21 protein-coding genes and 1 other annotated feature are annotated in these 22,628 nt (G+C 44.1%); of the genes, 2 read left to right on the top strand and 19 right to left on the bottom strand.

Annotation, left to right across the window (positions count from 1 at the left end; genetic code table 11):
• Positions 1-2: 2 nt before the first annotated feature.
• From IGI76_RS05485 to IGI76_RS05445, 9 genes are all read right to left on the bottom strand, one after another.
• Positions 3-1,430 (bottom strand): 6-phospho-beta-glucosidase, encoded by a 1,428-nt coding sequence (locus IGI76_RS05485; RefSeq protein WP_270266517.1) that lies wholly within the window; start codon positions 1,428-1,430, stop codon positions 3-5.
• A 16-nt stretch (positions 1,431-1,446) separates the two neighbouring features.
• Positions 1,447-3,318, bottom strand: coding sequence for a beta-glucoside-specific PTS transporter subunit IIABC (locus IGI76_RS05480; protein WP_194193043.1), 1,872 nt, complete (start codon positions 3,316-3,318; stop codon positions 1,447-1,449).
• A 115-nt stretch (positions 3,319-3,433) separates the two neighbouring features.
• On the bottom strand, positions 3,434-4,270 hold the full coding sequence (gene licT, locus IGI76_RS05475) for a BglG family transcription antiterminator LicT (protein WP_194193044.1): 837 nt from the start codon (positions 4,268-4,270) through the stop codon (positions 3,434-3,436).
• A gap of 228 nt (positions 4,271-4,498) precedes the next feature.
• The gene (locus tag IGI76_RS05470; protein ID WP_333493946.1) at positions 4,499-5,545 is read right to left on the bottom strand and encodes a hypothetical protein; all 1,047 of its coding nucleotides are present in this window, start codon (positions 5,543-5,545) and stop codon (positions 4,499-4,501) included.
• Positions 5,546-5,786: 241 nt separating this feature from the next.
• A complete protein-coding gene (locus IGI76_RS05465; RefSeq protein WP_375852454.1) occupies positions 5,787-6,521 on the bottom strand; it encodes a carbohydrate ABC transporter permease in 735 nt (244 codons plus the stop codon).
• A 102-nt stretch (positions 6,522-6,623) separates the two neighbouring features.
• Positions 6,624-7,508 (bottom strand): carbohydrate ABC transporter permease, encoded by an 885-nt coding sequence (locus IGI76_RS05460; protein ID WP_270266511.1) that lies wholly within the window; start codon positions 7,506-7,508, stop codon positions 6,624-6,626.
• Between the two features lie 30 nt (positions 7,509-7,538).
• The gene (locus IGI76_RS05455; protein WP_194193047.1) at positions 7,539-8,849 is read right to left on the bottom strand and encodes an ABC transporter substrate-binding protein; all 1,311 of its coding nucleotides are present in this window, start codon (positions 8,847-8,849) and stop codon (positions 7,539-7,541) included.
• A gap of 170 nt (positions 8,850-9,019) precedes the next feature.
• Positions 9,020-10,132, bottom strand: coding sequence for an NADH-dependent flavin oxidoreductase (locus IGI76_RS05450; RefSeq protein WP_086294906.1), 1,113 nt, complete (start codon positions 10,130-10,132; stop codon positions 9,020-9,022).
• Between the two features lie 172 nt (positions 10,133-10,304).
• Positions 10,305-10,676, bottom strand: coding sequence for a MarR family winged helix-turn-helix transcriptional regulator (locus IGI76_RS05445; RefSeq protein WP_010747832.1), 372 nt, complete (start codon positions 10,674-10,676; stop codon positions 10,305-10,307).
• A gap of 308 nt (positions 10,677-10,984) precedes the next feature.
• On the opposite strand from IGI76_RS05445, the gene IGI76_RS05440 reads away from it, so the two are divergent.
• Entirely contained in the window at positions 10,985-11,641 is a 657-nt protein-coding gene (locus IGI76_RS05440; protein WP_034868420.1) for a hypothetical protein, read from the top strand.
• A gap of 43 nt (positions 11,642-11,684) precedes the next feature.
• Here IGI76_RS05440 and IGI76_RS05435 read toward each other — a convergent pair whose 3' ends face one another.
• From IGI76_RS05435 to IGI76_RS05390, 10 genes are all read right to left on the bottom strand, one after another.
• The gene (locus tag IGI76_RS05435; protein ID WP_270266506.1) at positions 11,685-13,061 is read right to left on the bottom strand and encodes a TrkH family potassium uptake protein; all 1,377 of its coding nucleotides are present in this window, start codon (positions 13,059-13,061) and stop codon (positions 11,685-11,687) included.
• A 78-nt stretch (positions 13,062-13,139) separates the two neighbouring features.
• On the bottom strand, positions 13,140-13,769 hold the full coding sequence (locus IGI76_RS05430) for a V-type ATP synthase subunit D (protein ID WP_270266504.1): 630 nt from the start codon (positions 13,767-13,769) through the stop codon (positions 13,140-13,142).
• Positions 13,750-15,147: a V-type ATP synthase subunit B gene (locus IGI76_RS05425; protein ID WP_010747828.1), complete on the bottom strand. Its 1,398-nt coding sequence runs from the start codon at positions 15,145-15,147 to the stop codon at positions 13,750-13,752. The genes IGI76_RS05430 and IGI76_RS05425 overlap by 20 nt, the downstream gene beginning before the upstream one ends.
• Positions 15,131-16,918, bottom strand: a complete 1,788-nt coding sequence (locus IGI76_RS05420) for a V-type ATP synthase subunit A (RefSeq protein WP_086292067.1) — start codon at positions 16,916-16,918, stop codon at positions 15,131-15,133. The genes IGI76_RS05425 and IGI76_RS05420 overlap by 17 nt, the downstream gene beginning before the upstream one ends.
• Before the next feature lie 15 nt (positions 16,919-16,933).
• Positions 16,934-17,242, bottom strand: a complete 309-nt coding sequence (locus IGI76_RS05415; protein ID WP_005225570.1) for a V-type ATP synthase subunit F — start codon at positions 17,240-17,242, stop codon at positions 16,934-16,936.
• A complete protein-coding gene (locus IGI76_RS05410; RefSeq protein ID WP_074535045.1) occupies positions 17,232-18,218 on the bottom strand; it encodes a V-type ATPase subunit in 987 nt (328 codons plus the stop codon). The genes IGI76_RS05415 and IGI76_RS05410 overlap by 11 nt, the downstream gene beginning before the upstream one ends.
• Positions 18,219-18,221: 3 nt before the next feature.
• A complete protein-coding gene (locus IGI76_RS05405) occupies positions 18,222-18,806 on the bottom strand; it encodes a hypothetical protein (protein ID WP_005225568.1) in 585 nt (194 codons plus the stop codon).
• Between the two features lie 13 nt (positions 18,807-18,819).
• On the bottom strand, positions 18,820-19,290 hold the full coding sequence (locus tag IGI76_RS05400; protein WP_005225567.1) for a V-type ATP synthase subunit K: 471 nt from the start codon (positions 19,288-19,290) through the stop codon (positions 18,820-18,822).
• Positions 19,287-21,248 (bottom strand): V-type ATP synthase subunit I, encoded by a 1,962-nt coding sequence (locus IGI76_RS05395; RefSeq protein WP_413130522.1) that lies wholly within the window; start codon positions 21,246-21,248, stop codon positions 19,287-19,289. The genes IGI76_RS05400 and IGI76_RS05395 overlap by 4 nt, the downstream gene beginning before the upstream one ends.
• The gene (locus tag IGI76_RS05390) at positions 21,226-21,558 is read right to left on the bottom strand and encodes a V-type ATPase, subunit F family protein (RefSeq protein ID WP_172462566.1); all 333 of its coding nucleotides are present in this window, start codon (positions 21,556-21,558) and stop codon (positions 21,226-21,228) included. Before IGI76_RS05390 ends, IGI76_RS05395 begins: the two co-directional genes overlap by 23 nt.
• Positions 21,559-21,668: 110 nt before the next feature.
• Positions 21,669-21,722 (bottom strand) — a sequence feature (sodium ion sensor (DUF1646 type); this cis-regulatory element may regulate processes involved in with the transportation of sodium ions).
• Between the two features lie 675 nt (positions 21,723-22,397).
• On the opposite strand from IGI76_RS05390, the gene IGI76_RS05385 reads away from it, so the two are divergent.
• Positions 22,398-22,610, top strand: a complete 213-nt coding sequence (locus IGI76_RS05385; RefSeq protein ID WP_005225563.1) for a hypothetical protein — start codon at positions 22,398-22,400, stop codon at positions 22,608-22,610.
• Positions 22,611-22,628: the final 18 nt, after the last annotated feature.

The following is a 22,628-nucleotide window of genomic DNA, read 5'->3' as shown; positions in this document are numbered from 1 at the left end:
GCTTAAGCCAAATCTTCCCCATTTGAGGCAATCACTTTTTTGTACCAATAAAAGGATTGCTTTTTGCTGCGGGCTAATGTGCCATTGCCTTCATTGTCGCGATCGACATAGATATAGCCATAGCGTTTCTTCATTTCTCCGGTTCCTGCAGAAACCAAATCGATACAGCCCCATGAAGTATAGCCCAACAGTTCCACACCGTCTTGGTCAATGGCTTCTTTCATCGCAGCGATGTGCGCACGTAAATACTCGATGCGATACACATCATTGATTTTTCCATCTTCGTTTGGTGTATCCACCGCTCCTAGACCATTTTCGACGATGAAAAGCGGTTTTTGGTAACGATCATAAAGATCATTCATCGTGATCCGCAAACCAAGCGGATCAATCTGCCAGCCCCATTCCGACGCTTCTAAATACGGATTTTTAATGGTCGGGAACAAGTTGCCTTCCGTTTTCTCAACACCGGAATCTTCTGAAGCAGCGACCCGAGAGGCATAGTAAGAAAAGGAAATAAAATCGACGGTATGGGCTTTTAATAAAGCCGTATCTTCGGCGGTTTGTTCCAAAGTGATTCCTTTTTCCGCTAGCATCTTCAAACCATAATTTGGATATTCTCCTCGCGATTGCACATCGATAAAGAAATAGTTGCCGCGATCGCTTTTTTTGCTTTCCCAGACATCTTTCGGATTGCAGCTGTAAGGATAATAACTAGCCGCTGCCAGCATACAGCCTACTTTGTTTTCTGGATCGATCTCGTGGGCGATTTTTGTTGCCAACGCACTAGCGACTAACTCATGATGAGCAGCTTGATATTTGATTTGTTCTTCATTTTCGCCCTCAGCAAAGGTCAGCCCTGCACCGAGAAACGGGGCATGCAAGATCATATTGATTTCATTAAAGGTCAGCCAGTACTTCACCAATCCTTTGTATCGAGTGAAGATCGCCCGACAAAGGTTTTCGTAAAAGGCAATCATCTTACGGTTGCGCCAACCGCCATATTCTTTGATCAGATGGATCGGACAGTCAAAATGCGTGATCGTCACCAAAGGTTCGATTTGGTATTTGCGGCACTCCAAAAACAGTTCTTCATAAAAGCGCAAGCCTTCTTCATTAGGGGTTTCTTCGTCGCCCTTCGGAAAAATTCTTGACCAAGCAATCGATAAACGATAGGTTTTAAAGCCCATCTCCGCAAACAAGGCGATATCTTCTTTGAAATGATGGTACATATCGATCGCTTTTTTGGCTGGATAGAAATACCCTTCTTCAAAGGCAAGCATCTCACGCTTGCCGGTAATGACTGCTCGTCGCTCCTTGCCAGTCGGAATCACATCGACATTAGCAAGTCCACGTCCTCCTTGATCAAACCCGCCTTCACATTGATTAGCGGCTGTTGCGCCGCCCCATAAAAAGTTTTCTGGAAATCCCATGTCTTATTCTCCTTTTTTAGCCAATCACTTTGATGATTTGATCGCCAAACGTGATCGGACCACTGTTTGCCGTCAAAATGTCGCCAACTTCTGCACTGTTGGTGATAACGATCGGCGTGATCACTGGATAACCTTTTTCTTTGATAAACTCGATATCAAACGTAATCAAAGGATCGCCAACTGTCACCTTTTGTCCTTTTTCTACTTGATAGGCATAGCCTTCGCCATTCAATTGCACTGTATCGATCCCCACGTGAATCAGCAGCTCAATGCCTTCCTCACTGGTCAATCCAATGGCATGTTTGGAATCAAAGACTGCTGTGACAGTCCCGTTGACTGGTGCTAGCACTTCTCCAACGGTTGGCTCGATCGCTACCCCTTGTCCAAGAATTTCTTCTGAAAACATGCCGTCATTGACTGCTTGCAGGCTTTTTAGTTCCCCTTTTAAAGGTGCTTTGATCTCCGCGCCGATGATTTGATGGGTTGGTTCTTGCTCTTTGTCTGCTGGTGTTGCTTCAGGTGCTTCTTCTGTGACAGGGTCTTTGTATAAGAATAATGTCGCAATAAATGTGACCACGATACTGATTGCCGCACCGATACAGGCATTGGTCAAATGACGTAAGGTGTCATCGCCGATATAGCTTGGCAAAGTCAACAGGCCTGGTGACCCTCCTGAGAAATTGCGGACACGCATGATCCCCATAAATAGACCACCAAATCCGCCACCGATCATTGCTGCATACAAGGGTGTTTTAAACCGCAAATTGACCCCATACAACGCCGGTTCAGTAATGCCGAATAGCCCAGTCAGACCAGCAGAAAATGCCAATTGTTTGATCGTAGAATCTTTTGATTTAAAACCAACGCCGATAGCTGCAGCTCCCTGACTGACGTTTGAAGCCAGCATGCCAGGGTAGATCACTGTGTCATAACCTGTGGTCATCCGGTTGTTGATGCCGATAGGAACCAATCCATAGTGGGTACCCGTTGCCACGAACAATGGCGTGAAGGCACCAATCAGTAATGGAACGATCCATGGGCTGACCGTTTCTAGGGCTTGGATCCCTGCAGAGATCGCTTCACTGATCATGTAGCCTAGAGGGCCTAAAGCAACTAATGCGACTGTTCCTACGACGAAGATCGTTAGCAACGGTTTGCTGAAGAATTTGATTGCTTTTGGCGAGACTTTATCGGCGATCGGTTCAACGTAAGACATGAACCAAACACTCAAGATGATTGGGATCACCGATGATGAGTAACTCACTGGTGAAATCGGCAAGCCGAATAAATGGATGCCGCCGCCTGTCTCATTGACTGCTGTCACCATCGCGATAAAGTTCGGATGGAGTAAAATCCCCCCCACCATCATAGCTAAGTACATATTGGCTTTGAATTTTTGTGCAGAAGAAGCAGCCAGCAAAATCGGCAAGAAGTAGAACGCAGCATCTGCCATAAAGTTTAGGATTTGGTAACTTTGACTTTCTGCCGTCAAGACATTGAAGACCACCAGCAACGAAAGGACCGCTTTTAACATCCCAGCTGCCGTGATGGCTGGCAAAATCGGGGTGAAGATCCCAGTGATCGTATCGATAATTTTCGCTACACGTCCGCGATCGTCTTCTTCTGTTTCTTGATCACTAGTCAAATTGGTTTGGGCAGTGATTTCGTTGTAGACATTGCCAACATCACTGCCGATGATCACTTGGTACTGTCCGCCCTTGTTGACCACACCCATGATGCCTGGTGTGTGTTTTAAAGTGCTTTCTTGTGTTTTGCTGTCATCTTTCAAGTTGAAGCGCAAGCGTGTCGCACAATGGGTCAAGCTTTGGATATTTTCTTCCCCACCAACATTGGTGATGATCGTTTTTGCTAATTCTTTGTAATTCATGTCGTTCCTCCTATTTTGGTCTTTCGCTTGTTTTTGTGTGTCAAACCATAAAAAAATACCTAAACAAACCCCTTGGGAGTTCATTTAGGTATAGCCTGCCAATCCAGTAACAATCCTAAGCACTTGTTATTCGTTTGATGTGTATAGTTAAATAGATCAATTCGTCTTCTTCTAACGGTCTACCGAATTCTTTGTTGATGTAGTCACTGATTTTCAACGCACACGCATATTCCTTCATGTAGCGGTCTTTCAACATAAAAATAAAACTGCCGGTTCCTGCATCATCGAGCTTTGTACCGCTGAATAAGCGCTGGACAAAAAATTTCAAATGGGTCACAAAGCGTTCGTAGTTCAATGAATACTCATCAACCTCCATTGAAAAATGATATTTGACGATGTTTAGGATATGCTGAATGATCTTCGCCATTTCCGATACTTGACTGACCTGCGCCATATCCAACTCAGCATTGACAATGTGCAGAGCAATGAAGCCGGCTTCATCTTCCGGCAGCTCGATCGCCAAGCGATTTTTAATGATCGATAACGCTTCTTTGCCAATGAGGTATTCATGGTTATAAAACCGCTTGATCTCCCATAGCAAGGCATTTTTAATTTCCATGCCGTTTTGATAGCGCTCGATAGCATAATTGATATGATCGGTCAGCGTCAGAAACAATTTTTCGCTCAACTTTTTCCCAAGGGAAACTTTTGCAAAACTGATGATCTCATTCGCTGCTTGAATATGTTCGATAGGGATAGAAGAAAGTAATTGGGTTAGTTTTGTGACATTCCACTCTTGTGTACTGAGATAGACTTTTTCAATCTTGGTATCGTCGATCGCATCGCCCGGCTTTTTCTTAAAGCCTAAGCCTTTGCCCATGACGACCAATTCTTGTTTTTCCTCATTCTCAGAAATCACAATGTTGTTATTGATCACTTTTGTTACGTTCATTTTAACGACCCTATTCTTCTTTAGATTTCTTCACACAAAAAAATAGGTATAGCCCGCCTAAAGCGGTAACAATCCTCAGAGCCAGTGTAGCATGAGAAAAATCACTCGTCAATGGGGATTTTTAACCGCTTGTTTAAAAGCAGAAAACAGCGCTGCTGCCATTTGAATCTTTGACAGAACGCTGTTCACTGGTTTATGAATCACTAGCTCTCTTGATGAGAGGTAAAATTAGATACGGTTTTCGTGGTCAGCAGTTTTGACTAAGTTTGCTCCCACCAACCCACCGATTGACGTAAGAACGAGTCCTAAGACCATTGCCACAAAGCCCCAAATGGACGCTTTGGCTGTTGCATCACTTGCTTCTTCCGCTTTTTGACGAGCGTCTTCCACTGCTTGGTCAATGTCTTGTTTGGCTTGTTCAAGATTTTGTTGTGCATTTTCGATTTGTTTTTGTGCTTCATCAGAAGCATCTTGTAAGCCGTTCACGATATTGTTCGTTGCTTCTTCCGCTTCTTGTTGGCTTAGATCTGTGTTTTGAGCCACTGCATTTGAGATTGCTTCTTTATCGACTGAATCACCGATCGTTGTAGCACGATCTTGTAATTTGCTTGCTAAATCATCAATGATTTTATCAGCATCATTTGGATTCGTTGCAATGTCTTTGCCGGCATCTTTGATGTCGTTCGTCGCATCAGACAATTGATTTTGCAAGTAGTCTGGTTGTAATTCAGGAACATCGGTATCTTGTAAAACATCATTGACATTCGCTTGTAATTCATCTGTATTGACGTCTTCCATGTTTCCTGTTATTTCATCGAAGGCTTTTGAAGCGACATCGCCAGCACCTGAGGCAACTGTTTCAACGCCACTGCCAACAGCAGAAGCAACGTTCCCTAAAAGTGAACCGACTACAGAAAATGCACCGATCGTTAAGTAAGAGAGCATAACCATCATCACGATCATACTAGTTGCCCATGTTAAGAAACCATGAACCAATCCAACACGTCGAGCCGCCACACCTGAAACAAAACCAGCACCGAATAATGCCAAGACAAAGGTAATGACTGTCCAAATCAATAATCCTGTACCAACACCATCTAATGGATTATTTGATGTTGGTTCCACCAAACCAAAACCGATTGCTGAGCCGATCATTGACAGTGTCATGAACAATGCGATAAATGTTACGACCCCTGCAAAGATAGACCCCCAAGACAAATTGTAGCCTGCCTCCCGCTCATCTGAACCTAAATAATTTCTGAATCCTCTTTTCATCATTACATCCCCTTTTTGTTTTTTTAACCTGTATTCAGTCTAACAACTGATTGTTTTTTTATCAATCAACTCGACTTGCGCTATCTTTTTGTAAGAAAAATGAATGATTCTGAATTATTTGACTATTTATTAAAATAGTGCCTCTCAAGGCAATTGTTTTTTATCTGAGGAAAGCTATTTCATCCCCTACGTCAAGCCTTCCCCAACCTTATGGAAAAGTAGCCAAGCTGGTTATTGCTACTTATAGTTTCAAAGAACCGGTCATGCCTTTCACAAAGCCTTTTTGCATAAACAAAAACAATACCAACGTTGGGATCGTTGCAATCACGATCGCCAGCATTTGAACGCCATAATTTGGTACGTAACTGGCTGACGATAAATTGGAAATCAGCAATGTCATGGTTTGACGACTTTCCGTTTGCAAAAAGACCAAGGGTAGCAAATAACTGTTCCATGCGTTCATAAAGGCATAGATGGCAGCGGCAGCATAGGTCGAGCGCATCATAGGAAAAACGATCCGAAAAAATATCGTGTACTCTGTTGCCCCCTCGATGCGACTCGCATCTAAAATACCGTCAGGGAAAGACTTGAAGTTCTGGCGAAAAAAGAAAATCAGAAACAGGTTATTGACCAATGGCAAAATGACCGCCACGTGCTGATTGACTAGCTGCATTCCTGCCATCATCTTAAACAACGGGATCACCAAAGTTGCCAGCGGCACCATCATACATAACAGAAAAACCGCATAAATCCCTTCACTCGCCCGCGTTCGAAACTTCTCAAATCCAAAGGCAGCCAAAGAAGTGACCAGTAGACTGACAAGGACGGTGATCAATGAAATCTTGATGGAATTCCACATGATCAATGGGATGTCGTAATTGCTGAACAGCACCTGAAAATTGCTTGCTAGCTGATTCCCAAAAGTCAGCTTCCCTTCGGCAACTTGATTGGCGGTATTGGTAGAGCCCACCATCATCCAGTAAAACGGAAAAATCGAAAAAAACGAGACGATCAGTAAAAAACCATATTTTATGCATCCACTTAAAGTAACTTTCATAGCTGCTCCTTTCTATCGCTTTTATTGATTCGTTTTCGAGAGTTTCAACTGGATCACAGATAAAAGAGCGATGATGATCACTAAGACCCACGACAGCGTAGCCGAATACCCAAAATTTGACGTATAGACAAAGGAGTGATTATAGATCAGTTGGGCGACAGTCAACGTCTCATTGGATGGGCCACCACCTGTTAGATTCACCACTTCATCAAAGAGCTGGATCGTCCCAATGGTGGAGGTGATGGTCGTAAAAACGATCACCGGCTTCAGCTGTGGGATCACTACGAAAAAGAACTTTTGAAACCCATTCGCCCCATCGATCGCAGCAGCTTCTAAGGTGTCATCAGAGATATTTTGCAATCCTGCCAAATAAAAAATCATGTTATAGCCTGTCCAACGCCAGCACAGGGCAATAATAACGGTCAGTTTTGCTAAAAGCGGATTATTTAGCCAATCTAGCGGTTGCGTGATCAAGCCAATGTTCAGTAGCCCTTGATTAACGATCCCGCCAATTTGAAACATCATTTTAAATAAAACTGCATAGGAAACCAGCGAGGTGACACAAGGTAGAAACAACGCCAATTTAAAGAAGGAGCGTCCTACAAGCTTCGGCGTGTTCAAAACAAACGCCAGCAGAAGACCCAATAACACCATGATTGGTACTTGAAAGATCAGAAAGATAAAATTATTGAGTAAGGCTTTTTGAAAAATCGTATCCTGCAGCATGCGCAGGTAATTGCCGAAACCGACAAAAACCGATTGCAGCCCCTGCATACCATGCAGGGAAAGGTATAAGGAATAGACGATGGGATACAGCAAAAAGACACTACTGAATACTAAAGAAAGGCCAATAAATCCCCATACTTGTTGGTTTTTGGGGCGCTTTTTTCTGATCGAATTTTGCATATTCATCACTCCTTAAGCAACACAAGTCGGCTATTCGCCGACTTGCATCTTGTAGGTGTTTTCTGCTTCCGTCAACATATCATCTAAGGACATAGCACCATCAAAATAGCTTTGCATTCCCCCACGCAAGGCATCCACTGCCGCTTGGGTATTTACCCCGTAATCAACGGCGGGGATGTCCGCCATCCAACTGGAAAAATCTTTATAGATTGAGGCGTCATTAAAGAAAGGATCTTCATATTGATAAGCTTCTCCTTCTTGTGAGGGTAGGTAAGTCCCCACTGCCCCATTTTCTACTAAAATCTCTTGATAGAATTCATCATTCCCAGCAAATTCTTGTTTAAGAAAATCAATGGCCAACGCTTTATTTGGTGAGTCATTGAGCACCAACCAGCTAGAACCACCCAAGTTCGAGTAAGGTGTCGCTCCAGACACTGTCTCTAATTGAGGAAGGTTCGTATAGCCCCATTTTCCTTTTTGATCTTCTGCGGATCGGATTGTCGCAGAAAACCAGATGGCTGAATTGACTGCTGCCACTTCTCCACTCGTCACTGCACCGATCCCTTCTGGCGCAAAATAATCTACTGGTTTTGCCAACTCTTTTTCTTCGATCGTCTTCAGAATCGGCAGCATTTCACGAATAGCAGGATTGTCTTTCAAGAATATGTTTCCGTCTTCATCAAAATACCATAATCCGGCTGACTGCATTGCCATCTGGATATAATGAGTGCCGCGATTTGGAATAAACGCGACGAACCATTTCCCCGTTTTTTCTTTGACTGTCTCACCAATCTCCACAAATTTAGACCAGGTTAGATTGGTGAGTTCCCTTTCATCGATCCCCGCTTCACTTAAATAATCTTTGCGGTAGTAGAGTCCAGCAGAACCTGAATCAAAGGGAACCGCATAAACGCCTTCTTGATAGGTCGCATTCGTTACTTTGTAAGGAGCAAATTGGTCAAAGTCCATGTCTTCCGATAATTCTGCAAATTTTCCTTCGTAGTTTAGCAAATAGTTCTGCACATCATAGTCATCCATCAAAACGATGTCTGGCAAACCTTCGGAGACCCCTGAAGTAAAGGATGAAACCATTTTTTGCTTGGTATCCTCGTTGGACATCTCGACGACATTAAGGTCGATTGCATCATTGTCCGCATTGTAATATTCCCCGGCTTTTTCCATAATTGGAATATTAAAATTTGTGTCCCAAGCCCAAACAGTCAGCGTATTCTCATCTGTACTGGCAAAATCTTGTGAATCTGCTGTTTCTTGATTTCCTCCACAACCTGCAAATAACAACCCTGTGAAAAATACTAGCAAGAACAAGCCACTTTTTTTCATTTTTCTCCCTCCAATATGATTCTCTCCTCATCCCCATCAGCATAAAAATAAAGTAAGCGCTTTCCGTTACACCAATTATAAAGAATGATGGTCATAATTGAAAATAATCGGATCGTTCCTCTCGTTTTACCAAAAAACCACCTTCGCCCAAGGCGAAGGTGGTTGTCTGCTTATTTTTCTTCATTTAGTCGATCTGGCATCATGTTTTCCATAAAACCCCAAACGCCGTTTTGTAATACGAGTTCCTCACGTTCGTAAGTAGAAACCGTGGTGCGGATCAACTCATCTTGACCGTCTAAGACTTTTTGTCCCCAATGAGGATCGATCAACAATGCCCGGCCCACTGCTACAAAGTCTGCATGTTCTAGCAAGCCCGCGGCATCTTTCGATGTTCGGACATCCCCTACACCAATCAAAGGAACCCGCTGAGCGATTTTTTCATAGACATACGCCAACATCGATTTTTCTTGGTACGTTTTTGAAATCGATTTGCGGGTATAATCCGCAAGGGAGATGTGCAGATAGTCTAATCCTTTTTCTGCCAGTTGGTCCACTAAGAACAACGTATCTTCAAAGCGAATCCCTGGTTCTTCGAATTCTTCCGGTGAAAAACGATAACCGACGATAAACTCCTTCACACCTGATTGGTCCACTGTTTCCAATACTTCATCGACGAGCTTCTCAATAAAACGATAACGGTTCTCTAGTGAGCCACCCCATTCATCGGATCGACGATTTGAGTGCGGAGAAAAGAATTGTTGGATCAAATACGTATTGGCTCCGTGGAGTTCTACGCCATCAAACCCCGCCTTGATCGCCCGTTCGGTAGCTTTTTTAAAGTTTTCAATAATCGTTAAAATCTCATCCACTGTGACTTCTCGGGGAACTTGGGCATTTGGACGTTCGGCAGCAACTGCGCTGGCAGAAATCGGTTGTGTCCCTCGTAGGACCGAGTCATCCGTCATCCGACCGGCATGAAAAATCTGTAAAATGGCTTTGGTCCCATTTGTTTTGATGGTGCTGGCTAATTTACTTAATCCAGGTAAAAAGGCATCGTCGTAAGCGCCTAATTCCCCTTCCCAGCCCTTGCCATCTTCTTGGACATTGGCTGCCGCTGTGATGACTGCTCCGACTTCCCCAGAGCGTAAGCCATAGTAAGCCAACTCATCTTTCGTAATCACCCCATCAAAGAAGGACATCTTGGTCGTCATTGGTGCCATAATGATTCGATTTTTCAACTGCAATCCGCGCTTAAATGTTGCTTTGTCTGTTACATTTCGCATGGGTTTCCCACCTTTTCCATTGGATTCATTTCGCTTTGTGGATCTGACTGGCTTAGTTGCCCAAGGAGATCCTTAAAGCAAATCGGTGCATCTTTTTTCCCTTTATCAAAACATACATGCACATGCATCTATATTACAAAAGAATCAAGGAGAAAACAAGTGAAAAACATCATTAGTCTAGCATTTCCTCCAAGACTTTTTCAAAAACGACTTTTGAACGCTGCAGTTTCTTTTCCCCTGATTGGGTCAAATCAATATAGATCCCCCGCTTATCATCTTGACAAGAATGCCGTTCGATCACACCGCACAGCTTGTCTTCCATGCGCATGATCATACGTGACATCGCACTTTGACTCAGATCAAAATGGGCGATCAAATCATTGAGGCGCATGCTATGATTGGGGGTCTTTTCTAAGTAATAAAGCACGTAATACTCATTCAAAGACAGATTGCTTTCTGCTTTGAGGGCTTGCTCCAAACGAGCTTCGATCGCTTGATGCTGATTCGTAAAGGCTAACCATTGCCCCATCCGTTCTTTTTCCATCCTCTTCACCACCCATTCTTCTATACCAAGGTATTTTAATCTAGATCCCTGCGTTACGCAAGTCGCCAGAAAAGGTTAACACTTTATTATACAAAATTAGACAGCTACTGCGGGCGTTCATGAATGTTTTATGATAGAATTGACGAAAAATTCAGCAAAAACTTCCTGTTCTTTCTCAATATTCTATACTACAATAGCTTTAACACCAAAGAATATTTAAGCACTATATCAGCAAAATTGTGCATTCCGACACAATAATTTGCTTGTTTTAGATGTTCTAATATTCTAAGGAAAGGATGAAGCAAACGATGAAAAAAACATTTTCTTTGATTGGGGCACTAACACTCGTCAGTTTGGGGCTTTTGACAGGTTGTAACAACGAAAAAGATACTGCTCAGTCAACCAGCGAGCTAAGCCAGAGTCGTGTGTCTACTGAAAGCAAACAAAGTACGTCGACGCAAACGACTGAAAGCAGCTCCTTAGCGTCAACCTCTACTTCAAAAACTTCGACCACAAGCCAGCAATCGACGGACCACTCTGACACAATGCAAACGACAGCAAGCTCAGCTTCCAACGAGTTTCCATATGCCGTTGATCTTTCCCAATATGGCCCTACACTGACTTTTCACTTCAACGGTTTCAATGTACCAGATACTGTCACGATTCAAAATACGACTCCAATGATCATTTCGATTCCCGACAGAATTAGTTATGAAGCACAAGTCGATACGATCGCGACAAAGGAGATTCGCATCTTTTCAGCAAATGACAATGGGATTCGTACAGTAAAAGTGAATACCCAGTTGACCTTTGCAAAAGAGATCACACCCAATAGCAATCCTGATTTTAACCAAAACCTGTACCTATTTACAAATAAGGAGGGTGGTCTATCTTTGATCACGCCGAACTATGCGGGAAATGTCAGCGATGACCAACGAGATGTGATGTTAGAAGTACTTCAATAAACGAAAAACAGGGAAACGAAGCACGCTTCGTTTCCCTGTTTCGTTACCCGATCATCACGGTTTCATCAGGATATTTGTAGCCAGCTTCTTGTTTGTTGGCTTTTTTCATCAATGAAAAAGCAACGGTCATGATGCCGACTCGACCAATGAACATCAAAAAAATGATCAAAAGTTTGCCAAAAACCGACAAGTAAGGCGTCAACCCCATGGTCAATCCCACCGTTCCAAAAGCGGAAAAAACTTCAAAGGCAATGGTTGGCAACCCAAAGTTTGGGGTTTGCGGCATACTCTCAGTGATCGACAATAAGAAAATCGCTACGAAGCATAACGTCAAGGTAAGAAAGAACAACGTAAAGGCACGCGATACAGCAGATTCTTTGATCGTGCGACCAAAAACTTCCGCTCGACTGCGCCCTTTCAATAAGCTGCGGATCTTGATGATCAAGACCGCAAATGTCGTTGTCTTCAATCCCCCAGCAGTTGATCCAGAAGTGCCGCCGATATACATTAAAATCATCGTCAGCATCAGGCCTGCTTGACTCATTTGTCCGTAATCAATACTGAAAAATCCAGCGGTTCTTGGGGTGACCGCTAAGAAGAAGTATTGGAAAAAACGTTCGATGACCGAGTCACCCGTGATCAACTGTGAATTGGCTTCGGTCAAAAAGAACCCTGCCGTTCCAAAAACCACCAAAACGATCATAGCGATCCATGCCAAGCGGCTATGCAGGGACCTTTTTTTGGACGCCGTATGCAGGAGATCGAACCAAACGAGAAACCCCAGACCACCTGCGATGATCAAGAAACTGACGACCCCCAGCACAAATGGGTCGTTTTGAAACCCTAACATGCTGTTGCCGAACAAATCAAACCCAGCATTACAAAAGGCCGAGATCGCATGAAAAACACTGTACCAAAGGCCTTGCTCCCAACCAAAACGGGGCACGAATGCAAAAGCCAGCAAGATGATCCCACTGACTTGGATCAAAAAGGCGATCCGAATCAGGTACCATGCCAAATGGATTTCTCCAGACATTCGGTCCAGATTCAATGATTCCCGCAAAATCATCCGAGTACTAAGATGGACTCTTTTTCTCGCCAAGATGTAAAAGAAGACGGGAATCGACATGAAGCCGATCCCACCGATCTCAATCAGCATCAGCAAGATCCCTTGGCCCCACAGGTTGTAATGATCGGCTACGGTCAAGGTCGAAAGACCCGTCACGCAAACAGCCGATGTGGCAGTAAACAGCGCATCTAAAAAGTTGGTGCCTTCACCACTTTGGGTGACAGCCGGCAGCATCAGCAAGCCAGTTCCTGCCAATATCAGCAAAACGAAGACCAGTGTGACGATCTGCGGAATCAAAAAGCGTTGCGATGCCAGCTTTTTTTTCAAACGATTTCTTTTTTTCATTTTCATTTCCTTTGACCTTTTGCAAAAACCAATGTCTTAGTAATCCAAGTTTATTGCATTTGTTTTTTCTCTTATCATACCATTTTATTTTGATTTATTCTTCACTTTGATCATTCTTGTTACGTTTGCTCGTTCATTTTCTTCCAGCCGCATTTTGATTCCATAAATGGCTTCTTCCAGCTCGGGAATCGTCAAATATTCTAAGGCATTGACGCGTCGGCGCGTCCGTTCGATTTCCCCTGCCATCAATTGACAGGTCTTTTCGATTTCCGTTAGCTCCAACAGCTTCGGCATGACGTCAGTAAAACGGGCGACAGCATTATCTAACGGAACATTGGAATTCAAAAAGCCGTACTCGATCGGCGCTTGCATCACCGTATCGTCGTAATCAAAATGCATCACTGGCACTTCCACACTCATGATGTTTTTCGTGGACAATTCAAGGGAGACTTCAGTTGCTGGTAAAATAAACATTTCTTCAATGTATTTTTCATTGATTGTGGCATTGGCTAAGCGAAATGCCTTCATGGCACGCTGCAATTGTTCTTCGACTTCTTTACGCAAGCGGTCATTCTTTTTGATCAATTCAATAAATTGACGCATGAGTTCGTCTTGTTTGTCTTTTAATAATTTGTGTCCGCGTTTGGCTGTCGCCAATTGTTTGCTGAGGCGCGACAGCTCTATGCGGGTTGGATTAACGGTTTTTTGCGCCATTGTTCTCCTCTCCCGGTAAGTATTCCGCCAGTAGGGCATCGCTGATCCGCTTCAGTTCGACTTTTGGCAGCATCGCCAATAATTCCCAGCCTAATTCCAAGGTTTCGATAATCGAACGGTTGGTGCGATACCCTTGGTTCAAGTATTCATTTTCGAAGCGTTCCGCAAATTTGGCATAGGTTTTATCTACTTCCGACAATGCCGATTCTCCTAAAACGACTGCCAATTCCTTGGCTTGCTTTCCTTGAGCATAGGCAGAAAACAACTGGTTCATCGTTGCGGCATGGTCTTTACGGGTTTTTCCTTCACCGGTCCCTTTATCTTTTAACCGTGACAATGACGGCAAGACATCGATGGGTGGCTGGATGCCGTTTTTATACAAATCACGAGACAAGATGATTTGTCCTTCGGTGATATAGCCGGTCAAATCGGGAATCGGATGGGTTTTGTCATCTTCTGGCATGGTCAAAATCGGTAGCTGGGTCACTGAACCTTTCAAGCCGCGAATCCGTCCCGCACGTTCATATAACGTGGATAGATTGGTATAAAGATACCCAGGATAACCCCGACGTCCTGGCACTTCACGACGAGCAGAGGAGATCTCCCGCAAAGCTTCACAGTAGTTGGTCATATCCGTCATGATCACCAAGACATGCATGCCCTTTTCATAAGCCAAGTATTCGGCTGCTGTCAGTGCCATTCGGGGAGTAGCGATCCGCTCGATCGCTGGGTCATTGGCTAGATTCATAAAGACGACAGAATGGTCGATGGCGCCAGTTTGACGAAAATCTTCCATGAAATATTCTGCTTCTTCAAAGGTGATCCCGATGCCAGCAAACACAACAGCGAAATCGTCTTCCGAGTTCAACACTTGTGCTTGACGCGCAATTTGCGAAGCCAATTCTTTATGAGGCAGACCAGAACCAGAAAAAATCGGCAGTTTTTGTCCCCGAACGAGCGTATTCAAGTGGTCGATCGATGAGATCCCCGTTTGAATAAACTCATCAGGATAATCCCGCGCTGCTGGATTGATCACTTCGCCGTTGATGTCCATAAATTTTTCTGGGACGATCTCTACTCCGCCATCTTTAACCCGACCTAAACCGTCAAAGACTCGCCCGATCATTTGCTCGGAAACGCCTAATTCCAAAGGATGTCCTAAGAAACGCACCGCAGATTCCCGCAAATTGATCCCGCCGGTTCCTTCAAAAATTTGGACCAACGCTTTGTCTTCTTGGATCTCCAGTACTTGTCCTTGCCGCGTTTCGCCGTTTTGCATGCGGACTTCGATCAACTCTTCGTATTTGACACCGGAGACGCGATCGACGGCCATCAATGGTCCGACGACTTCTCCAATCGTTTTATATTCCTTGATCATCGGTGCGGTCTCCTTTCTGTAAAATTTCTTTCATCGTTGCTTTGATCTCTTGATGTAAAGCAGGAATTTTTGCTAATTCCGTTTCAGGCAAGTACTTCATACGTGCCACTTTGTCTCGCAATTCTTCGGTTCCTGCATAGATTTCTGAAAGATACGCACCTAGTGTCAACGCATCTTCCGCTTCTTTGTGGAGCAGCAAGATCGTTTCCAGCATTTTGAACTGCTTTTCACGAGAGGTAAACGTATCGACGTCGTCAAAAGCGTTTTGCTGCAAGAAATCTTCTCGCAATGATTTGGTGGTTTCCAGCAATAACTGATCTTTTTCGGACAAAGCGTCGATGCCGACAAGTCGAACGATCTCTGACAACTCAGATTCTTTTTGCAGCATCCGCATGGCTTCTGTTACTTGTTTGGACCAATCCACTTGCATTTGTTGGTCCAAAAAGGCACCCAATTCGTTTTCGTATAATGAATAGCTCTTCAACCAATCGATCGATGGAAAATGACGCTTTTGCGCTAAAGTGGCATCTAAGCCCCAAAAGACTTTTACGACCCGCAACGTATTTTGGGTAACTGGTTCTGAAATATCGCCGCCTGATGGTGAAACGGCGCTGATGGCAGTGATACTGCCTTCTTGATCAGAACCTAAGCAAATCGCTTTTCCAGAACGCTCATAATACTCTGCCAAGCGGCTGCCTAAGTAAGCTGGATACCCTTCATCCCCAGGCATTTCTTCCAGACGACCAGACATTTCTCGCAGTGCTTCTGCCCAACGTGAGGTGGAATCCGCCATGATCGCCACTGAATACCCCATGTCTCGGAAGTATTCCGCAATCGTGATCCCAGTATAAATCGACGCTTCCCGAGCGGCTACCGGCATATTGGAGGTGTTAGCGATCAACACGGTTCTCGCCATTAAAGATTCACCACTACGAGGGTCGATCAACTCTGGAAACTCGTTCATTACATCGGTCATTTCATTGCCGCGTTCGCCGCAGCCGACATAGACGACCAGATCGACATCCGCCCATTTGGCGATTTGGTGCTGAACGACAGTTTTCCCTGCACCAAAAGGTCCTGGAACGGCTGACGCCCCGCCTTTAGCGATTGGAAAGAAGGTGTCGATCACTCGCTGACCAGTAATCATTGGTTCGACTGGATTCAGTTTTTGCTTTACTGGACGGCTATGACGAACGGGCCATTTTTGCAGCATCGTGAAAGACCGTTCTCCTTTGGGTGTATCTAAAACATAAATCGTTTCATCGATGGTAAATTCCCCCGCATAAACAGCCTTGACTGTTCCTGAAACGCCATGAGGAACCATGATCTTGTGATTGATCAACGGTGTTTCTTGCACGGTGCCGATGACCATCCCGGTACTGACTACTTCGCCGACTTCGACTGTCGGTACAAAGGGCCACTTTTTCTCATGATCCAACGCAGGCAATTGCACCCCACGCGTCAAGAAGTTGCTTTGGGTGACAGACATGAAGGTTTCTAAGGGACGTTGGATGCCATCAAACATTTGTGACATGATCCCAGGCGCCAATTCGACGGATAGCGGTTCACCGGTGGTTTCGACTGGTTCACCAGGTCCGATCCCAGACGTTTCTTCATAGACTTGGATCGAAGCGACGTCGCCGCGCATTTCGATGATCTCACCGACCACGCCTAAATCTCCTACATAACAGATATCTTCTAAACTTGCATGGCCCATATTTTTGGCTAGCACCAATGGACCAGATACTTTAATAATTGTTCCTTTTTCCACAACATCGGCTCCTCTCTATAGTATGTTTTGTCCAACTGCTTTTTCGACATTTTCTTGAATCATTCGCTTGCCGATTCCTCGGGAACCATCATAATCAGGAATCAAGATGACTGCAGGTGTCATTTTTTGTTGGACTTTTGCTAATTCATCGGGAATCAGCTCGGCACATTTTTCAGTCAGGTAGATGATCGTACTGTTCTTCATTAATTTTGCCAGCGCCTGCTTCACTTCTTTTTCTTCCGAGGCATAGCAGACCTGAAAGCCAAATAGTTGAAAAGGAATGACGGATTCTTTCTCGCCGATTACGCCGATTTTATGAGTCATAGTGCCGCATCCTTTCTCTGAGTTGTTCTTCCGTAAAGCCACTGCGTTTGCCTACTAGCAAGATACGCAGATTTTGCAGTTCCAAAACCTTAGCATTCAAAAATGCGAGTAAAGGCAGTGGTCCTAAAGCATCCGTTTGGGCTTGGCCATAGCTTTCTGTGATCAAATTGTCTTGTAAAAGTGCCAAGCCAGCAAAGTCGATCACCTGTTCATGAATCAAAGGCCGCAATACTTCCTGATAATCACTTTCTAATAAGAAGGCTAAAAAGTCACTATAGGACGCATCCGCAAACGCTAAAAATTCTTCTTTCGGGATACTACCGACACTCACTAAGACTGCCTCCATAAAACTACGCGATCGTTTTTGAAGTACACAACGAGCGGCAATCGTTATATTGGTCAGATCGATCATCTTGATGACAGCTTCTTGTAGCTCAGGGATCTTGATTTCATCTGCCAGTCGCCGTTGTTCATGTAAATACCGGCGATCGTAAATGATATCGATGCCTTGCAGCACGGCGCCGCCTTCTAAGTACTCCCGCACTTCTTGGATCGTAGTCACGATTTTCTCAGGCAATACCTCTGAGGTTCCCGTTTTGATGGCGGTCCGACACTCATCGATCGTGTAAAAACCGTCTTCGATCAGTAGATGATCATAATCTTTTCCAGTGACTGACTCTTTGGTCAAGACTTTTAGATTATGGAAAGTAAAAGGCATCATATACAGTCGGAGGATCTCTTGATCAGGAACCAGCTCGGCCAATTCTTTGATCGTCTTTAACAATTCTTCATCGAGATAGGTTTCGAATCGTTCATGAAAATCTGGCTTTAAATAGCGTTGATAATGGGTCTGCTGCAAGACAGCTTCGACTTCAGCAAACCCTTCTGCCGCAATCATTTGCTCGACTTCTTGCGGCTTTAGCAACGTCATCTCTTTCAGCCGAATGATTGGATTCAATTGATGATAGTTCCTCATGGATCAACCTCCTTGTTGTATGATCTGCAACCACCGTTCCCGGGTTTCTTTCTTGTATTCATCAAGCAGTACCTGATAGGTAAAATTGTATTGAATGCCGTTGTCATCCACCAAAAAGCCTGCTTCTGTCAATGGTGCGCCTGCTTTGATTTGATACGGTAGTTTTGATTGACAAGACGTAAGCCAAGCGGCATCTAGATGGGCTGCTTGCTCAGGACCAGCGTGGAAGGTCACCGTCCCGCTGATCGGCAGCTGTTGCAGCACATTTTCAGCAAATGACTGCAGCTCTTCTGGCGTCCAGGCAACCATTTGTTGATACGCTTGCTCAAAAAGTTGTGTCAGGTATTCGTTTTGTTTCACCATTTGCTGCTGCTTAGCGGCACTTGCTTGGCGATTCAGTGCTTGCTGATAATTTTTTTCGGCTTGCTTTTTTGCTTGCTGGGCACGAAGCTGCAAGTCCGACTCTTTTTTCGCCCAGTCACGTGCCATCGTTTCACTGATCCTAGCACGTTCAGCGGCAGCCAAACGTTCCCGTTTTGTCTGCGCTTCTTGGTCTAGTTCAGCAATCATTTTGTCGATTGCATCCATACCTTCGCCCCCTTTAAATCGTTCCTAAAAGTAAGAAAGAAATAACAAAGCCTAAGATGGCATACATCTCAACCATTACTGAGAACATGACCCCTTTAAAGAAATGCTCTGGTTTCTTCGCTAAAATTTGAATCCCAGCTGCAGCGACCTTCCCTTGGGCCATTCCTGAGAATAAGCCAGTAAAGGCAACTGGCAGTGAGGCCATCAAGTACGCCATACCAGTCACTGTAGACATTTCACCACTTAAGCTACCATAGATCATAAACGCAATAACGAATCCGTATAGTCCTTGCGTTCCGGGAAGCAATTGTAAAATCAAGGCTTGTCCAAACTTCTCCGGCTGATTCGTCGTTAAGGCTGCCGCTGCTTCACCAGTTTGGCCCACCCCTTTGGCTGAACCGATCCCAGAAAAGATCGTAGCGATCCCCATTCCGATAATTGCAAACACCATACCACCATTATTATTAATTAAGTAATCAATCATTTATTGTCTCCTCCATTTTCTTTATCAAAATCAACGTATTTCTCACTTGGCTTAAAGGTTTCAAATTGGCGCCCCCCACCAGTGAAAAATTTTCCGAAAAACTCTACATATTGTAAACGAGCGGCATGCACATACGCACTCAGTAACGATAAAAAGATGTTTAAAGCTTGTAGGACAACCAATAAGAGAATGCCTACAGAAAAACGAGCGGCTGGCGGCAAATAGCCCACCAATAAGTTGAAGGCTGCTGCGATACTCCCACCAGAGATCCCTAATGCCATCAAGCGGCTATAGCTGACAAAGTCGCCGATGTAACTGGTCACACCGTATAAGTCATACAAGCCTAAAAAGAAGCCGCCCACTTTGGTTTTCCCTTTCAGAATCGGTACCACGATGATCAATAAGGCACTAAAGCCTGCTAAAATCAAGCCGACGGTTGTTAGTGCAGGGACATCGATCAAAAGATTGCCTGCGGCTGCCACTAAAAGACCACTCAAAAGTCCTAGCCACGCAAAGCCTTCGTTGACTGCACCTAAAAGATCCTTTTTGCGGATATTTTCTTTGGTTGCTAAATAAAGGCCTGTAAACAGTTGAATGCCACCAAAAATCATGGATAGACCAAAGATCGCCATAAAATCTTCGGAGGGCGATAAAAGTTGGAAGGGCAATGTAGCACCAAAGAAGGAGCCGTAGATTGCGCCCCAAATCATAGTTGGCACAGACAAAATTTGGAACAATTTCAGAAACCGTTTGGTCCCTTTGGGCAAACGCAAGGCGTGTAGCCCAATCGTGGTCGCGACAGCCATTAATGCACCATAACCTAAGTCAGCCACCATCATACCAAAGAAAACATAGTAAAAAGGCGTCATCCATGGGGTTGGATCGATCTCATCGTATTTTGGCAAGCTGTACATTTCCGTCAACATTTCAAAGGGTTGAATAAACGAGGCGTTTTTTAGCTTCGTTGGCACTTGATTGGCAGCGATCTCCTCTGCAGTGGGTTCTTCAAATGAATAGTAAATCTCGTTGGCAAAGGATTCTTGGACCATTTCCGCCACTAACGGCTGATCCTTTTCTTCGATCCAGCCGCGCAAGAGGGCAAAGGTCTGACCAGCTGCTAAGCGCTGTTGCATCATTGCCCGATTCTCACGAGTCAAAAACAGTTCTTCCGCTTGCTGCAGCAGGATCAGCCGTTGTTTGTGCTGACTGATTTCTGTAATCAGTTCTTTGCGCTGCTGCGTCAAGGAAGTCAACGCTTGTTTCGCATTTTGCAAAACCACTTTTGGTGATTCGGATGTCAGGCCAGTTTCTTTCTTCACCCCATATCGGTGAAACAATTGGAACACTTGCTCTTCGATCGCTGTTAAAAACAGGCAGCTGAAATTGACTTTTTTGGGTTCAGAATAGATCACTTCGATATGAATCTCTTCCAATTGACGCAAGGCTTCAGCTAGATCTTCCCAGCGCGGGCCTTCGACACTCCCAGCAAAAAAACTTGTATGTGCAGGCGCTTCGATCTCCAAGGGTACGTCAAGATTTTGCCATTGTGACGCCCATTCTTCCGACTGCGTCGCTGCTTCGATCGCTTCGATCGTCTCTACCCAGCGCTCCTGCAAATTCTCGACTTCAACCAGCTCCGTTAATGCTGCGGCTTCATCGAAGCTTGTTTCAAAGTCCGACAGCCGCAAGGCATCTCGTTGCCATTCCGTGCCTTTTTTCGCATCACCATTTTGACGAATAAAGCGGATCGCTTCTTGCAGTCGACGAATCATTGGTTGATGAGAAGCACCTTCTGGGGTGGCTCCTGCAAAAAATTCCTGCAGCCAAGTTTCGTTGGCTTCCTGCTCAAATACGTTCTCGATTTCAACAAACTGCATCGTTTGCAGCTTCGTCAATAACCTTTCTTGGTAGTGCTTCGGGGTGATCAACGTTAGTTTATTTAGTTTGGTTACTGCCATAAGTCCCGATCACTCCTTCAACGATCTGTTGAACCGCTTGCTCTTGGAAGCTTTGCATATTTTTTTGGTAACGATCTAACACTTGCTGGTTCTCTTTTGCCAGCTGCTGCTTTTGTGCTGCTAGTGACTGTTGCAACTGCTCTTCGATTGTTGCTTGTTCTTGAGCAAGCGCCTCTTCCAAAGCGGCTGATCGCTCTTGCAATACTTGTTGCTGCTGCGCTTCTTCCGACTGCAATTCTTTTTTCAAAGCGCGCAATTGCTGTTCATTGGCTTCTTCTGCTTCTCGTAAACGAGTCAAAGCTTCTCTCATCGATTCCCCTCCTATAATGATTTGTATTCTCAACTGAAAAATAAACAAAAAAAGCATACCTCACGAAGAAGTATGCTGATATGAAAAAAGGCCAGCATTCCTCCAAGAATGTTTGCCTCACCCCTTGGCAAACCTGATCCTTGAAGCATAAAAAATGCTCAACCTTTGTCTATTTTATTTTTCAATTCCTGAACTATTATAGCAAAAAACGGCGTTCTATTCAAGTAAAATCATCTTTTGTGAGAAAAAAGTGTTTTTCACCTATTACTGATCCACTTGCTACCTGCCCAACTTTCCACCTAACATTTGCCAGGGATCGGATTGTTCTTACTAAATTGAAATCGGTCAAAATCAATTTAAGACTTAGAATGGTATGAATGAAGAACGTTGAGATTTTTTGAAAATGCTAGACATCATTTGATTGGTACCCAAAAGGAGATAACAGTTCCAACAACCCATTCGATCCCTGACAAATCTTAAGTGAGAAGTTCGCTTATTTCACTTCTCTTTTTATCGGTGGCAGAGGTTGGCCCTTTTCTTCACAAATGAAATAACCGCCTCGATATAGGCATGTGTAAATTTTACCTGGTTCCATTATTAATGGAAGCCCATTTTTTAAATACATCGGTTTTCTTTCCATTGTGCTCACCTTGTCTTTCGTGGGAAAATCAGTCAAAATAAAAAACAACAGCTATTTCTAATCTTATCTTCAAGATTACCAAAAAATAAATCAATTTTCTAGTTTTTTAATCAAAATATCGCAACTCTATCGATTATTTTATATAAAGATGGAGATTTAACGAAGTGTGTGTGTAAAGAATGAACAGGAGGAAAAAAGGATGTCAGATGAACGTTGGTTTCAAATTAGAAGAAAGCGAAACATCGAATTGGTTCTTTGTTTGCTTGTCGTCCTGCCGATGGTCTATGGCTTATGGTTTCAGCTCGCTTTTTTGATCCACTACATGTCGTTTTTGTTTCTGGTAGCTGTCTTCACTGCAATCTATGAAGGAATTCGTTGGATCTGGGCTTTTATTAGAAAAAAACGAGCGTGAAAAAGCTTGGCTCTGCTA

It is taken from the genome of Enterococcus sp. DIV2449a (genome assembly GCF_051711225.1).
In the GTDB taxonomy this organism is placed as follows: Bacteria; Bacillota; Bacilli; order Lactobacillales; family Enterococcaceae; genus Enterococcus_D; species Enterococcus_D casseliflavus.
This window is presented reverse-complemented; position numbering and strand designations above follow the sequence as displayed.

What these genes read in the sequence shown, in the direction of transcription:
- IGI76_RS05485 (WP_270266517.1), bottom strand. Translation starts at nt 1,430, where the DNA reads ATGGGATTTCCAGAAAACTTTTTATGGGGCGGCGCAACAGCCGCTAAT.
- IGI76_RS05480 (WP_194193043.1), bottom strand. Translation starts at nt 3,318, where the DNA reads ATGAATTACAAAGAATTAGCAAAAACGATCATCACCAATGTTGGTGGG.
- licT (WP_194193044.1), bottom strand. Translation starts at nt 4,270, where the DNA reads ATGAACGTAACAAAAGTGATCAATAACAACATTGTGATTTCTGAGAAT.
- IGI76_RS05470 (WP_333493946.1), bottom strand. Translation starts at nt 5,545, where the DNA reads ATGAAAAGAGGATTCAGAAATTATTTAGGTTCAGATGAGCGGGAGGCA.
- IGI76_RS05465 (WP_375852454.1), bottom strand. Translation starts at nt 6,521, where the DNA reads ATGATGGTGGGCTCTACCAATACCGCCAATCAAGTTGCCGAAGGGAAG.
- IGI76_RS05460 (WP_270266511.1), bottom strand. Translation starts at nt 7,508, where the DNA reads ATGCAAAATTCGATCAGAAAAAAGCGCCCCAAAAACCAACAAGTATGG.
- IGI76_RS05455 (WP_194193047.1), bottom strand. Translation starts at nt 8,849, where the DNA reads ATGAAAAAAAGTGGCTTGTTCTTGCTAGTATTTTTCACAGGGTTGTTA.
- IGI76_RS05450 (WP_086294906.1), bottom strand. Translation starts at nt 10,132, where the DNA reads ATGCGAAATGTAACAGACAAAGCAACATTTAAGCGCGGATTGCAGTTG.
- IGI76_RS05445 (WP_010747832.1), bottom strand. Translation starts at nt 10,676, where the DNA reads ATGGAAAAAGAACGGATGGGGCAATGGTTAGCCTTTACGAATCAGCAT.
- IGI76_RS05440 (WP_034868420.1), top strand. Translation starts at nt 10,985, where the DNA reads ATGAAAAAAACATTTTCTTTGATTGGGGCACTAACACTCGTCAGTTTG.
- IGI76_RS05435 (WP_270266506.1), bottom strand. Translation starts at nt 13,061, where the DNA reads ATGAAAATGAAAAAAAGAAATCGTTTGAAAAAAAAGCTGGCATCGCAA.
- IGI76_RS05430 (WP_270266504.1), bottom strand. Translation starts at nt 13,769, where the DNA reads ATGGCGCAAAAAACCGTTAATCCAACCCGCATAGAGCTGTCGCGCCTC.
- IGI76_RS05425 (WP_010747828.1), bottom strand. Translation starts at nt 15,147, where the DNA reads ATGATCAAGGAATATAAAACGATTGGAGAAGTCGTCGGACCATTGATG.
- IGI76_RS05415 (WP_005225570.1), bottom strand. Translation starts at nt 17,242, where the DNA reads ATGACTCATAAAATCGGCGTAATCGGCGAGAAAGAATCCGTCATTCCT.
- IGI76_RS05410 (WP_074535045.1), bottom strand. Translation starts at nt 18,218, where the DNA reads ATGAGGAACTATCATCAATTGAATCCAATCATTCGGCTGAAAGAGATG.
- IGI76_RS05405 (WP_005225568.1), bottom strand. Translation starts at nt 18,806, where the DNA reads ATGGATGCAATCGACAAAATGATTGCTGAACTAGACCAAGAAGCGCAG.
- IGI76_RS05400 (WP_005225567.1), bottom strand. Translation starts at nt 19,290, where the DNA reads ATGATTGATTACTTAATTAATAATAATGGTGGTATGGTGTTTGCAATT.
- IGI76_RS05395 (WP_413130522.1), bottom strand. Translation starts at nt 21,248, where the DNA reads ATGGCAGTAACCAAACTAAATAAACTAACGTTGATCACCCCGAAGCAC.
- IGI76_RS05390 (WP_172462566.1), bottom strand. Translation starts at nt 21,558, where the DNA reads ATGAGAGAAGCTTTGACTCGTTTACGAGAAGCAGAAGAAGCCAATGAA.
- IGI76_RS05385 (WP_005225563.1), top strand. Translation starts at nt 22,398, where the DNA reads ATGTCAGATGAACGTTGGTTTCAAATTAGAAGAAAGCGAAACATCGAA.